Annotated in this window: 19 protein-coding genes and 1 other RNA gene; 10 read left to right on the plus strand and 10 right to left on the minus strand. The window is 50.6% G+C overall.

Annotated elements, in window-relative coordinates; all coding sequences use genetic code 11:
- The first annotated feature begins 24 nt into the window (after positions 1–24).
- Together HQ393_RS09000 and HQ393_RS09005 are read left to right on the plus strand one after the other, a co-directional pair.
- Positions 25–1,044 (plus strand): FIST C-terminal domain-containing protein, encoded by a 1,020-nt coding sequence (locus HQ393_RS09000; protein ID WP_179354887.1) that lies wholly within the window; start codon positions 25–27, stop codon positions 1,042–1,044.
- A gap of 6 nt (positions 1,045–1,050) precedes the next feature.
- Complete coding sequence (locus HQ393_RS09005; protein WP_179354888.1) at positions 1,051–1,485, plus strand: DUF1841 family protein; 435 nt, start codon at positions 1,051–1,053, stop codon at positions 1,483–1,485.
- A gap of 266 nt (positions 1,486–1,751) precedes the next feature.
- On the opposite strand, the gene HQ393_RS09010 is transcribed toward HQ393_RS09005, so the two are convergent.
- The 3 genes from HQ393_RS09010 to cyaY are packed head-to-tail and all read right to left on the minus strand — an operon-like array spanning position 1,752 to position 3,965.
- Complete coding sequence (locus HQ393_RS09010; protein WP_179354889.1) at positions 1,752–3,191, minus strand: M48 family metalloprotease; 1,440 nt, start codon at positions 3,189–3,191, stop codon at positions 1,752–1,754.
- 45 nt (positions 3,192–3,236) lie between these two features.
- Positions 3,237–3,644, minus strand: coding sequence for a YqaA family protein (locus tag HQ393_RS09015; RefSeq protein ID WP_179354890.1), 408 nt, complete (start codon positions 3,642–3,644; stop codon positions 3,237–3,239).
- Positions 3,645–3,647: 3 nt separating this feature from the next.
- Positions 3,648–3,965 (minus strand): iron donor protein CyaY, encoded by a 318-nt coding sequence (cyaY, locus tag HQ393_RS09020; protein WP_179354891.1) that lies wholly within the window; start codon positions 3,963–3,965, stop codon positions 3,648–3,650.
- A 50-nt stretch (positions 3,966–4,015) separates the two neighbouring features.
- On the opposite strand from cyaY, the gene lptM reads away from it, so the two are divergent.
- Entirely contained in the window at positions 4,016–4,231 is a 216-nt protein-coding gene (gene lptM, locus HQ393_RS09025) for an LPS translocon maturation chaperone LptM (protein ID WP_179354892.1), read from the plus strand.
- A 40-nt stretch (positions 4,232–4,271) separates the two neighbouring features.
- On the opposite strand, the gene HQ393_RS09030 is transcribed toward lptM, so the two are convergent.
- The 5 genes from HQ393_RS09030 to HQ393_RS09050 form a co-directional block, all read right to left on the minus strand.
- Positions 4,272–4,925, minus strand: a complete 654-nt coding sequence (locus HQ393_RS09030; RefSeq protein ID WP_179354893.1) for a Crp/Fnr family transcriptional regulator — start codon at positions 4,923–4,925, stop codon at positions 4,272–4,274.
- A 40-nt stretch (positions 4,926–4,965) separates the two neighbouring features.
- On the minus strand, positions 4,966–5,628 hold the full coding sequence (locus HQ393_RS09035) for a Crp/Fnr family transcriptional regulator (protein WP_179354894.1): 663 nt from the start codon (positions 5,626–5,628) through the stop codon (positions 4,966–4,968).
- Between the two features lie 26 nt (positions 5,629–5,654).
- Positions 5,655–6,047: a hypothetical protein gene (locus tag HQ393_RS09040; RefSeq protein ID WP_179354895.1), complete on the minus strand. Its 393-nt coding sequence runs from the start codon at positions 6,045–6,047 to the stop codon at positions 5,655–5,657.
- A gap of 84 nt (positions 6,048–6,131) precedes the next feature.
- Positions 6,132–7,055, minus strand: coding sequence for a Tim44 domain-containing protein (locus HQ393_RS09045; RefSeq protein WP_179354896.1), 924 nt, complete (start codon positions 7,053–7,055; stop codon positions 6,132–6,134).
- Between the two features lie 185 nt (positions 7,056–7,240).
- A complete protein-coding gene (locus tag HQ393_RS09050; RefSeq protein WP_179354897.1) occupies positions 7,241–7,600 on the minus strand; it encodes a dihydroneopterin aldolase in 360 nt (119 codons plus the stop codon).
- Between the two features lie 102 nt (positions 7,601–7,702).
- Here HQ393_RS09050 and plsY point away from each other — a divergent pair, with 102 nt between their 5' ends.
- Positions 7,703–8,326, plus strand: a complete 624-nt coding sequence (gene plsY / locus HQ393_RS09055) for a glycerol-3-phosphate 1-O-acyltransferase PlsY (RefSeq protein WP_179354898.1) — start codon at positions 7,703–7,705, stop codon at positions 8,324–8,326.
- Between the two features lie 61 nt (positions 8,327–8,387).
- Here plsY and smpB read toward each other — a convergent pair whose 3' ends face one another.
- Entirely contained in the window at positions 8,388–8,846 is a 459-nt protein-coding gene (gene smpB / locus HQ393_RS09060) for an SsrA-binding protein SmpB (RefSeq protein WP_179354899.1), read from the minus strand.
- A 61-nt stretch (positions 8,847–8,907) separates the two neighbouring features.
- Here smpB and HQ393_RS09065 point away from each other — a divergent pair, with 61 nt between their 5' ends.
- The 6 genes from HQ393_RS09065 to HQ393_RS09090 all read left to right on the plus strand — a co-directional run bounded on the left by HQ393_RS09065 (position 8,908) and on the right by HQ393_RS09090 (position 12,340).
- Positions 8,908–9,852, plus strand: coding sequence for an asparaginase (locus HQ393_RS09065; RefSeq protein WP_179354900.1), 945 nt, complete (start codon positions 8,908–8,910; stop codon positions 9,850–9,852).
- Between the two features lie 87 nt (positions 9,853–9,939).
- Positions 9,940–10,037: signal recognition particle sRNA small type (ffs, locus tag HQ393_RS09070), an RNA gene on the plus strand.
- Between the two features lie 324 nt (positions 10,038–10,361).
- Positions 10,362–10,922 (plus strand): septation protein A, encoded by a 561-nt coding sequence (locus HQ393_RS09075; protein WP_179354901.1) that lies wholly within the window; start codon positions 10,362–10,364, stop codon positions 10,920–10,922.
- A gap of 16 nt (positions 10,923–10,938) precedes the next feature.
- Positions 10,939–11,241 carry a YciI family protein gene (locus tag HQ393_RS09080; RefSeq protein ID WP_179354902.1) on the plus strand — a complete coding sequence of 101 codons (303 nt, stop codon included), beginning with the start codon at positions 10,939–10,941 and terminating at the stop codon, positions 11,239–11,241.
- A gap of 12 nt (positions 11,242–11,253) precedes the next feature.
- Positions 11,254–11,517: a BolA family protein gene (locus HQ393_RS09085; RefSeq protein WP_179354903.1), complete on the plus strand. Its 264-nt coding sequence runs from the start codon at positions 11,254–11,256 to the stop codon at positions 11,515–11,517.
- 31 nt (positions 11,518–11,548) lie between these two features.
- Complete coding sequence (locus HQ393_RS09090; RefSeq protein WP_179354904.1) at positions 11,549–12,340, plus strand: peptidylprolyl isomerase; 792 nt, start codon at positions 11,549–11,551, stop codon at positions 12,338–12,340.
- Positions 12,341–12,412: 72 nt separating this feature from the next.
- Here HQ393_RS09090 and HQ393_RS09095 read toward each other — a convergent pair whose 3' ends face one another.
- Positions 12,413–12,787, minus strand: a complete 375-nt coding sequence (locus tag HQ393_RS09095; RefSeq protein ID WP_179354905.1) for a ComEA family DNA-binding protein — start codon at positions 12,785–12,787, stop codon at positions 12,413–12,415.
- Between the last annotated feature and the right edge of the window lie 29 nt (positions 12,788–12,816).

Consider the following 12,816-nt stretch of genomic DNA (forward strand, 5'->3'; position numbering starts at 1 on the left):
TGATTCTAACGCGCCAGCCTCATTATGAAACCAGCCAGCGGATACGCCTACGGCCCCAAAGCCAGCACCCAAGTTGCCATTGCCGCCGTCAGCAGCGCCATGGCACGCGGCGGCATCACGCACGCGGGCAAAGTTTTTTTATTCTTATCAACGCATTTTCAGCCCTTGATCGATGATTGCTTGCGCGCGATTGTGCAAATTAGCGGTAGCTTGGATATTGTTGGCGCCAGTGCAGCCGGCGTATTTACCGAACAAGACTGGTCACTCGACTCACCAGCTGCCGCTGCGCTCGTACTGCCGATCAACTTTCCGACACAACAGCGCAATTCGCATTTGGCGCTGGCCGCGCCCAATGCCGTCAATCAATTTTGGCTCAACGACGGCGCGATTAAATTTGGCGGCATTGCGGGCGACGCCACCGGACAAGGCCATTTCGCCCTCTGGCAAGCCGCACAACAACGCTTTAGTTATATCCAGATCCCACTGGAAGCCCGCAATATTATTGTTTCGGACGGTACACAAACCCTCAGCCCCGCTTTAACCATCACCGCCAGCCACGGCTTAACGCTAGAAACACTCGATCATCTCCCCGCCCTGAATACACTTGGTCCATTATTGGCCCGCTTTCCCAGCGAAACATTACTCGCCCAAATCAGCTCGAGCAATGAAGTCAACCCCAATCCGCTGTGGGTGCCCGTTATCGGTACCGACCTTCATCGTGGCTCGGTGATGTTGGCGCACGAACTGCCACTCGGCGCCGAATTACGCTGGGGGCATTTTGACGCGCATTCCGCCAGCAACGAACTGGCGCAGCAAATCATTCACAGCATTGCGGGCAAAGCGCAACCGCAATGGGCACTGGCATTTTCCAGCCATCGTCGCGCCATGGCGGGCGATGGGTTGAGCGAGCCCGATTGGAATGTGCTGCGCAAAACATTACCTGACGTGCCATTTGCCGGCTTTTATGGCAATGGGCAAATCATCCCTCTCGCCAAAATCAATCGAGTCGTCGACAATAGCGTTCTTCTGGCTTTATTTGATTGATTGAAAATGCTGTTTAGCCCTAGCCGCGATCAAGCGCGCCGTTTTTTCATTACCAGCTGGCAAAAACATCAGCAAGGCTTGCAACTGGCCGATCTGGAAGCAATCGTGATTGATGTGCTGATGGCGCACCCTGAATACCATCAGTATTTAAGCGAAGACTATATTGATCGCGACTGGCCGCCTGAGCACGGCGACAGTAATCCATTTCTGCACATCAGCCTGCATTTAGCGATTGCGGAACAACTTTCCATCGATCAGCCCGCCGGCGTGCGTCAACTTTATACGCAACTGCATACCCAGCACGGTGATGCGCACAAAGCTTTGCACGATATGCTCGAGTGCTTGGGCGAAATGATCTGGCAAGCGCAACGCAACAATACCGCACCCGATCCCGCTATTTATCTCAATGGCTTACGCGCCCGAGTTAAAATCAGCCGCTAAGATCAGGCAGGGTATATCGCCGAAAACAAGTCAATAATTCGTCTTGCACGACATACCCCCGATTTATTGGGCATGTTCAGATAAAGCCTTGATAACAAGAATCGTAGGGTGGGTTAGCCCCTTAGGGCGTAACCCACCGTGACGCGACATAAAGAAAAGCAGCGTAACGGTGGGTTACGGCTTAGCCTAACCCACCCTACGAATATCGTTTTTCGTAGTCAAACCAAGTTCTGTTCATATCAACACACAATCTGAACATGCCCGATTTATTTCTTCTGATCGCTCATCACTAGCGGGGTGAGCTCCCGCACTCGTACTTCGATACCGGATCGCAGATAAAAATCTTCACCCGGCTGGCGCAGCGCAAGTTGGAATTGCTCCAGCGCCATGGTGTACTCTTTCAGACGCGCATAATACTCACCCTGCATCTGGTACTGCAGCATGATTTTGCCTTGTTTGGCATATAACTTTGCTGAACGCAGATACAGTTGCGGATCACTCGCATACATCGACAAAGCATCGTCGATTTCATCCTGCGCCGCCTTATAATCGCCCGCCGCGATTTGCGCATCGATCAAACCATAGGTCAGCGCCCGACTCGCGGAAAAGCGTCGACTTGCTGCGGTCAGAATATTGACCGCCTCAGTATTCTTACCCTGCGCCAAGCGGATATTTCCCGCGAGATACTCCAATGCCGGATGTGATGTTTTCCCACCCTCGAAACTGGCTTTTGCTTTTTGCAACGCTTGCCAAGCAGACTCGTACTCACGATTCATATAATGCGCCAAAGCCAAGCCATAGCGCTGCGCCGCTTCGTTGGCGTAGCGTTTTTCGGCAATCATTTTCTGATAATAATTAATCGACTCACGCCCTTTCATCTGCAAAGTGCGACACTTTTCGCGCACAAACAGAAAATCTGCCGAATCAGGGACTTGCTTGTACGGCATTTGCCCCAGACGGCTTTGCGCTTCGGAAATACGCTTACTGGTTACGGGGTGAGTACGCAGAAATTCGGGCGCGTTATTTTCAACAATTCGATTGTAGTTTTGTAGCTTTTCAAAAAAAGTCGCCATGGCGGAAGGATCAAAACCCGATTGTTGCAGGGTTTGCATGCCAATCCGATCGGCCTCTTGCTCAAAGGAATAGGTGTAATCCAGCTGACGCCGCACCTGCACCGCCATGCCCCCAGAAATAATCGCCGCGGCAGCATCACCACGCCCTGCGCTTCCCGCCAAAATCGCCGCCGCAATAGCAGCCAGCGTGACCCAAGGCGCCGACTTCATCCCTTCCACCATCCGCGCCATATGGTGTTGCGTAACATGGGCAATCTCGTGCGCCAATACTCCAGCCACTTCGGATTCATGCTGAGCCTGCACAATCAAACCGGTATGCACACCGACGTAACCGCCCGGCATCGCAAACGCATTAATGCTGGGGTCCAGCAAAGGGAAAAAAGTAAATTGAGGCTCGGTCACCTCGGCAGCATAGGTGAGCTTAGCACCCAGCCAAGTGATATAGGCAATGATTTCGGGGTCATCCACCATTTCGCCACTGCGACGAATCTCGCGCATCGCCGTTTCGCCGATTTCGCGCTCTTGCTGCGGCGTCAGTCCCTCTTGCGAAGCATCACCCAGCTCGGGCAATCGTTCCGCCATCACCGGCTGCACCATCAGCACCGCAGCCATTGCGGCCGCAATTATTTTCATCCTCAATGGATATACCCCTAATGCGTATCTATGCAGAAACCAACACTACAAAAGCAGCCAAACCATTACCCCATAGCGGGCAATTTTACCAAGACTCAAATAAATCAATACCGCCAGCCAAGGCCAGCGCAACCAGCCCGCCAGCGCGCAGAGCGCATCCCCAACCACTGGCACCCATGACAATAAGAGGCTAATCGGCCCCAAGCGTTCGGCATGCCGTAAATAAGGAGTTAAGCGACTTTGCTTGGGCGGGGCAGGCACACGCCAACCCAACCAGGCCGTCATAGCACCGCCCATAATATTGCCGATCGACACCACCAACCACGCAGCCAACCATAGTTGCGGCTGGAAATGCAAAGCGGCGGCAAACACCGCCTCCGAATTACCCGGCAAAATCGTCGCCGAGCTAAATGCCGACAGCCACAGCCCTGCTAGCCAGCTCAATGTCGTCATTGATTAGGCAGCAAAGCCAAATGGTTCACCCGCGTGCGCACTGATTGCGGCGGCAAGATCGGCAAAAAACTCACCATCACCGCGAGTATTCACCCAACGATCGCCCTGCAAGCGATAGTGATAACCGCCCGACTTGGCCGCAATCCACAATTCCTGATTGGCCGAATGACGATTGACAATGACTTTGCTGCCGTCTTCAAACTCGATTTCCAGCACATTACCCGACAACAGCGGATCAACATCAAAATCGACCTCGTCCAGCGCAGCTTCAATCTGCGCAAAAATCGCATCGCTCTGATTCAAAAATTCAGATTCCGTCATTGCCCTACCCTGCCATGTTAAAATGCAATTTTGCCACTGTTACTACTTTTATGCGTGCGCTGATTGTATTTATCTTTGTTGCGATCTCTGCCACAGGCCTGCTCAGTGCATGTGGCTTTAAAGGTCCGCTGTATTTACCTAAACCCAAAGTCAGCCCACCCGCGGCAAGCTCAGCGGTAGCGAGCGCCACGACGAGTGCAGCCATTGCCAGTTCGACGCGCAAGGCGAGCCAGAGTTCGGCGGCCTCAGCAATTAGCAGCCAATAAAAAAGCGGCCAATGGCCGCTTTTTTATTGCAATCAATACCTTAGAAACGCTCTGGTAATTTTTGGATAATAATAATCTTTTTATTTTCCAAGCGAATATAACCGCCAAAGACCAGCTCTTTCAAAATACGGGCAATCATTTCACGCGACGAACCAACACGGTCGGCGATCGCTTGCTGGGTCAATGGCTGACTGACCATTTCCACGCCATCTTCGACAATCAGCATTGACTCAAACAAGGCGCGAACTCGACCATAGACATCGAGCAAAGCCAGGTTTTTCATCGTGGTCGATAAATGGCGCACCATCGCAGCCAAGTTTTGAACGACCAAGTCTTTCACATGCGGCTCACGTTCCATTGCTTCGCGGAATTCTTGCTTGCTGAACATTAAAAAGCTCGAATCTTCTTCGCATTGGCAAGACCAACCACGTGGCTCATTGTCGATCAGGGAAATTTCACCCACGGCATCACCGGGCTCAACCACCATAAATACAAATTCTTTGCCTTGATTATCGCTGGCAAAGCAGCGCGCACGACCTTCGATCAAGACATACATCGACTCAGCCGGATCGCCTTCGCGGAACACAAAAGTGCCCTTGGCCATATTGCGTTTTAAACCTGTCGCCAGAATGTATTCGAGCTGGTCATCAGGAAAACCTTGCAACAATGGAATCGACTTTAAAACTTCTATCATAGGCACACCTTTAATTTATGAATTAGGGCTCACAAGCAGCTTAAAAGCGCTCAGGTAATTTTTTTAATATCAGAATTTTACGGCGACCTGTTTGCACATACCCGCCAGAAACCAGCTCTTTCATCACTTTGGCGATCATTTCGCGCGATGCTCCGACACGATCGGCCAAATCTTGCTGTGTTAATTGATCATCAATCAACCAACCTTCATCTGTTTTCACCGCCAAACTCTCAAAGACATTGCGGACACGCCCGTACACATCTTTCAACGCTAAATCACTCACCACGGTGGTCAGGTGCTTAATCACCTCCACCGCTCGACGCAACATAGCGTCTTTCATCTGTGGATATGCGACGAGCAACTGCGCAAAATTGGCATTTGAAATCGCCAACACGACGCAATCCTCATCCGCCTCGGCCGATACTTGCCGCACTTCTTTTTTATCGGGATCAAATAAGGCCAAGTCGCCAAATGCAGCGCCAGGCTCCGCCAGGCCATAGACAAACTCGCGGCCAGAATCATTGCCATGAAATAACTTCAAGCTTCCCTCAATCAAGACATACAGATGCTCGATCGGCTCGCCCTCATTAAACAGCAATACGCCTTTCGCAATATTACGACGAATGGCAATCGCCTCAACCTGAGCCAACTCTTCAGTCGAGAGCGAAGAAAAGAGTTCGATACTGGCTAAAATTGATCGCATAGATTTCTCTTATCTAATAGCCTGATTTAGTGCTTCTTCGGTGCGGCGCTGGTAGCAGATGCCGCTGAACTAGCTGCAACCGATAAATCACTTAAACCTTCGCCCGACATTTCTGCAGGCGATAAAGTACCTGTTTTTAAATCAGGCGGCGGCGGAACAACATCGATTTTTTTGCTTTGCATGTACTCGTTCATTTCTTTCCAGCCCGCAAAAATATCAGCTTTGGCGATACGCGAATTACGCTGATAGCAATCTTCCAATGATCGGCCACTGTGCCGGCAAGCCGCACCGATGGCTTTGCCGTTGGCTTTTTGCTTATTCGCCATTTCCAGCACTTGGTCGCAACCGCCGAGCATCAAAGTCAGCGGCAAGAGCAAAGCTATTGTTTTTAGCGCCTTCACATGCACACCTTCAGACATGAAATCAAGGTAAATTGTAAGACAAAAAGCCCATTAAGTCGCAATAACCTAACGGGCTTTTCGTTTTTTTGACAGATTTCAGCCTTAAATCTGCTGAATACCCGCCAACAACCAGCGTGGATCACCTTGCATCGGGCGTACAAAGTGCCAGATTTCTTTAAATGGCACCGCAGGCGAATTCAAACTTTCGCTCACACGACCGGCAAATTCAACACTCGCCACCATGCGACCACCTTCATCAACAGCCTCGATCACCTGCAGATTCAACTCAGGGAATTCAGCCAAATCTTGATTGCCACCGATTTCATCCTTGAGCTGGGCAAACAGCTCTGGCGTCATATAACGGCGCATTTCTTCTACCTGGTCGGGCGAATTCAAGGCTTGCATATGCAAGAAGCTGGCTCGTGCTTGGCGCAAAAATGCCGCTGCATCAGTGCCATCTGGCAAACGCGTGATTGGTGTTGCAGGCGCTGAATAGGTGCCACCTGCGCCTTGTCCAATCCGGAAACCACCGCTCAAATCCTGACCTTGCGGTGCAGATTGAAACGCGTGTGGTTGACTCGCTGGCGCTGCTTGCGCTGGGTTCATCGCTGGTACGCCGGCATAAGCATGTGATTGGGCCACAGGTTTGGTATTGCGACGACGCAGCAGCATGACACCACCCGCCGTTAATGCGCCGAGCAAGAGTAAAGTGCCCCACGGAATACCACCATCGCCTTGCGCCGAGCCCGAAGCATTATTGCCCAGCATATAACCGAGCAAACCACCAGCCGCTAAGCCACCTAACACGCCGCCCATCATGCCCATGCCACTGCGTTTTTGCTGCGCTGGAACTGGTTGCATTGGCGCTGGCTGCTGAGGCTGAGCCTGACGTTGTGGCGCCGGAGCCGCCTGACGCTGCATCCCTGTCGAGCGCCCACCACCGATGCGTTTAGCCTCGGCAATGTGGCTGGCAAACAAGGTCGTACTCATCAAAACCACCATCAAGGTCTGACTAAATCGAGCCATATTAATTTCTATCCTTAAAAATTAAACCGCATTTTGTATGCCTACTTAGTGTGGGCATACGTGCACAAGTTCAATCATGGGCCATAAATAAATCATATTGGAGCACATACAATAAAGGGTATGCTTCACCAAACCAAGTGAAACATACCCTTCAGGCACATACCAATGCAGGTATCAAATTGAAATTAGCTAGTGCGATGACCGCGTTCGATGGTGACACCAACCCGCGCCACATCTTTGAGGATGTTAAGCTTAGTCACCGAAACCTTAATCCACGGCGCGCCAAAATCATGCAGCAAAATATGGGCAATGTGTTCAGCCAATGCTTCAAGCAATAAAAAGTGCTTTTCAGCCATGACCGCGCGCAAATGCGTCACCACCTTATCGTAATCAATCGTATCGACCAGATCATCGCTGACACAGGCCCGCGCCGATGGCAAGCCGATCTCCAGATCCAGCTCCACCGCTTGCGACTGGGTGCGCTCCCAGTCATACCAGCCGATTACTGTTTCGGCGCGCACTTGCTGCAAATAAATAATGTCCATATCGGATCGCCCCTCTGCCCTTGCGCTCACGTGGTTGAATCGTTTGAGGGCATTAGCAGATTAGCTTAGAATCAAAAGCTCATGATTGTAGTGGAATTCGGGATGAACCTCACCTTAGTAATTTTCATCATTGCCGCTTATCTGATCGGCTCTTTATCGTTTGCCGTGATAGTAAGTCGGGTCATGGGCTTGGCCGACCCACGCAGCTATGGCTCAAACAACCCCGGCGCGACCAATGTACTGCGCTCGGGCAATAAAAAAGCCGCCGCCCTCACGCTACTGGGTGATGCGCTCAAAGGCTGGGTCGCCGTGTTTATCGCCCAGCAACTTGCACCAACTTTCGGTTTAGGCGCTACACCAGTGTTTGAACAAACCATTGCGGCCGTGGCACTGGCCGTCACAATTGGCCATATGTGGCCGATCTTTTTTAGCTTCAAAGGTGGCAAAGGCGTGGCCACCGCGGCGGGGATTTTGCTGGCACTCAATGGCTGGCTGGGTTTGGCAACTTTGGGAATTTGGCTGTTCGTGGCGAAAGGCTTAAAAATTTCTTCGCTCTCCGCCATTGCCGCTGCGATTGCTGCGCCGTTTTTATGCTGGTGGCTATTGCCCGTACCCGTCTATATCGCCGCCGTAATTGCGATTAGTGCTCTGCTCATTGTGCGTCACAAGCAAAATATCATCGGCTTGCTCAGCGGCAAGGAAGGCAAAATCGGCGAGAAAGCTTGATGTTTTCCTAGCAGAATAAAAAAACCGAGCACTAGGCTCGGTTTTTTTATGCGTGCAAGACTTAGCTCGATTGTTTAGTGTGGTCGCGCACAATTCGTGCTTTATCCCGCTGCCATTCGCGATCTTTCTCGGTTTGGCGTTTATCGTGTTGCTTTTTACCTTTAGCAACGCCGATTTCCAATTTGATATAGCCGCGTGTGAAATGCATATTCACTGGCACAATGGTATAACCCGCGCGATCAACTTTGATCGCCAGTTTTTCGATTTCGCGTTGCTTGAGCAGCAATTTGCGCGTGCGTACGACATCGGGCAAGACGTGCGATGACGCATTAATCAGCGGGGAAATATGGCAACCGAACAGCCAGAAGTCGCCATTTTTATAAATCACGTACGATTCTTTGAGCTGCACGCGGCCGGCTCGGATCGATTTCACTTCCCAGCCTTCCAGAACAATGCCCGCTTCGAGCCGTTCTTCAATAAAATATTCGTGAAACGCCTTACGGTTGTCGGCGATGACCATGCCGTATCATCCTAGTACTGCAAAAAGAAAGAATTCTATCACTCTCAAGACACTGCTGACCATGAAACGTATTTTTTGCCTATATACCGGCGGCACCATTGGCTGTGTCGACAGCCCCAACGGCCTCATACCCCAGCATGGTATTTTGCCAAAGTTAATTTCTGATTTGGCCTGTAGCCATATACCTTCGATAGAGGTGACCTTGCATGAATATGCACAGGCGCTTGATTCGGCGGCCATGACGCCGACCCATTGGCGACATATCGCCTGCGACATTGCCGAGCGAGTCAAGCACTACGACGGGTTTGTCGTGCTGCATGGCACCGACACGATGGCGTGGACAGGCGCTGCGCTGCATTGGCAACTCGAAAATATCCACAAGCCGGTGATTTTAACGGGCGCGCAACGCCCCTGGATTCATGCAGGCAGCGATGCGCCAGCCAATATGCAACTTGCCCTTGAAACTGCGGCGTCGGATATCACAGGCGTGCACGTGGCCTTTGGCGGTTTGGTATTACCCGCCCATTGCGTCAAGAAACTCGATGCCGATCACGATACGGCCTATGGGGCGCCCAACGCCGCGCACACCAACGCCATGCCGACGGATCAATTTGCACTGCGCGCAATTAATCCTGCCCTCAACATTCTGGCGCTCAAGCTCTATCCAGGTTGCGAGAATGCGATCGCCAGCATGATCCAAACTCAAACGTGGGACGGCATGGTGATCGAGAGCTATGGCAGCGGTAATTTACCCAGCCATGACGGTTTAACGCAGGCACTCAATGAGCAAGCCCAGCGCGGCGCCATCATCATTAATTGCACGCAATGCATTGCCGGTGAAGTCCGCCAAGGGCTCTATGCCACAGGCGATGTCTTTAACACTCTGGGCGCTTGGCCCGCCGGACGGCGTACGGTCGAAGCCGCAAGGACCTGGCTCTACACGCACCTAGGGCGCTCTGACAAAGAAGTTTTACGGCAGGCGTGGCAATCTGTTGCCAGTCTGTGATATAGTCGCGGCCTGTTGTGATTTGGCGCTCGCTAAATTGCAACGCCACGATTCTTTGCTGTGATTTTTCACATTAAAGGCTTCGACGGCGGGTCTCCCCGCATAGCTAGAAGGTGAACCTGGTCAGGTCCGGAAGGAAGCAGCCACAGCTTTTGATGCTAGTGCCGGGGGTCGGGCTCGCCACCTCTCCCTTTGTTTTCATCCGATTTGCAGTTTTACAGCCAATATACGTCGGCATGTATTCGCACGCATATAAGCATTTAAAAGCCTTTGCGCTCAATACCCCTGCAAGACTCTCCATCATCTATTCGCACCTTACGATTTATTGCGCCACATCAAAGCGGTAGCCGCCACAAAAGCGCACTATTCGTTTCGCAAGCTGATGCTTCGTGTATCTCCAGTGGTCATTGAGCGCCGATCTTTTGATCGGCGTTTTTTTTCGCCTAATTTCTTGTTTCTTGCCTCTCCCCACTGCATAATCGCCCGACTAATTCTTGGCGAGCCCGCAGATGAAATTTCTTTTCGACCTCTTTCCTATCCTCTTGTTTTTTGGCGCATATAGCTACACCGATGACATTTTCTTTGCCACGGGTGTAACGATTGCCGCGACTATTGCACAAGTGGCCTATTGCTGGATTCGCCATCGTCATGTCGACAAAATGCTGTGGATTAGTTTGGTCCTGATTACGGTGATGGGTGGGCTCACGATTATTTTCCACAACAAACAATTCATCATGTGGAAACCGACCGTGCTGTACTGGCTATTTAGCGTGGTTTTGCTGGGCGCTTGGCACCTTAAACAAAACAACCTAATCGAAAAATTAATGGGTGGTTCGATGGAGCTGCCGCGTCCGATCTGGACCAATGTCATGTACGCCTGGGTCTTGTTTTTTCTGATTATGGGCGCACTTAATATCTATGTTTTTCACACCTTCTCTGAAGCACTGTGGGTGAAATTCAAAGTGTTTGGTACTTTGGTACTGACTTTGGTCTTCGTTGTGGCGCAAAGTGTTTATTTATCCAAACACATCGTGCCCGAGCAAGATGAAAAACCCACCGATTCTGAATAAAAAATAAGGAATTTGTATGCCTTTATATGCCATCATTGGCACCGATAAAGCAGACTCGCTGGCCGATCGCCTCGCAGTACGCCCAGCGCATTTGGCTCGGATGGAAATCCTAAAAAATGAAGGTCGTTTGATTTTAGCCGGCCCGTTTCCTGCGATCGATCATGTCGATCCAGGCCCGGCCGGGTTTAGTGGCAGCCTGATTGTGGCGGAATTTGCCAGCCTTTCAGAGGCGCAAAGCTGGGCCAGTGAAGACCCTTACACCACAAATGGCATTTTTACCGAAGTCGTGGTAAAACCCTTCCGTCATGTTTTACCTTAAGAGTCTGGTATCATGAGCATCGCCGAAGAAATCCGCGCCCGTTTGAGTGCCTTAAACGCTGAAAGCATTGAGCTTTTTGACGATAGCGCCTCACACGCTGGCCACGCTGGCGCAGCCGGCGGCGGTGGGCATTTTGAATTAACCGTCGTATCGAACGAGTTTGTCGGCAAAAAGTCATTGGAGCGGCACCGGATGGTGTACCAACCTTTAGCTGACTTGATTCCGCATCGCATACACGCCCTCAGTATCCGCGCTTTAACACCGGATGAATTTTGATTTAGCTGTTTTTATTTACGAAGGAAATCGAATGTTTAAAGCAAACCGTTTGGCCTTGGCTGTTGCTGCTGTTAGCTTGTCAGCTGGTGTATTCGCAGCGCCAGCAGGCACTTTGGCCACAGTAAATGGTGTAGCAATTCCGGCAGCGCGCGCTGACCTGTTTGTAAAAGATCTGGCACAACGCGGCCAGAAAGACACGCCAGAACTGCGTGCTAAAGTCAAAGATGAATTGATCAAAAACGAAGTGGTTTACCAAGAAGCGCTGAAAAAAGGCGTTGAGAAAAACCCTGATCTGATCGCGCAAATGGAAATGATGAAACAGCGTCTGGTGATTGGTGCTTTTGTTAGCCAGTACGTGAAAGCTAACCCAATTACTGATGCTGAAGTACGCAAAGAATACGACAAAATCAAAGTTAACTTCGGCGGCAAAGAATACAAAGCTCGTCACATTCTGGTGGCAACAGAACCAGAAGCTAACGCTATCTTGGCTGATTTGAAAAAAGGCAAAAAGTTTGAAGACTTGGCCAAAGACAAATCAATGGACAAAGGCAGCGGCAGCAACGGCGGCGATTTGGGTTGGGCTAATCCAAACAACTTCGTGAAAGAATTTAGCGAAGCAATGACCAAAATGCCTAAAGGCAAAATCAGCGAAAAAGCTGTGAAAACGCAATTTGGCTTCCACATCATCAAAGTGGACGACGTTCGTGATGCCAAAGGTCCTTCTTACGAAGAAGTAAAACCACAATTGGAACAGCAAATGCAAGCTCAGCGTATCCAAAAAATGGTGGAAGACTTGGTAGCTAAAGCGAAAATCGCTGAGTAATTTTCAGCTTTGACGCCTCGCACATAAAAAAACCGGATCATTGATCCGGTTTTTTTATCGCTCAATTGCGGCTTATTTTTTAGCTGGAGCGCTCGCTTTTGGCGCTGCGGTTGCTTTTGGTGCTGCAGTAGTAGCTTTAGCAGCTTCTGGTTTAGCGGTCGCTTTCGCTGCAGCAGCAGGCGCAGCAACTTTGCCGCCAACACTGATCTCGCCTTTGATTTTGGCGTAAGTACCTTCTTTGATGCCAGGCACTTTCATAATGTCCTCAGGGGTTTTGAATGCGCCGTTTTTGTTACGGTATTCAATAATGTCTTTCGCTTTTTCTGGGCCGATGCCTTTCAGTGATTCAAGTTGTTGCTGATTGGCCGTATTGAGATCAACCGCAGCCCAAGCTGAGCCCATTAATGCCACGCTAGTCACAACAGCCAATAGTAGTTTTTTCAACATTGCTTTCCCCTAAAATATGAGTTATTGGA

The organism is Chitinibacter bivalviorum, from assembly GCF_013403565.1.
GTDB lineage: Bacteria > Pseudomonadota > Gammaproteobacteria > Burkholderiales > Chitinibacteraceae > Chitinibacter > Chitinibacter bivalviorum.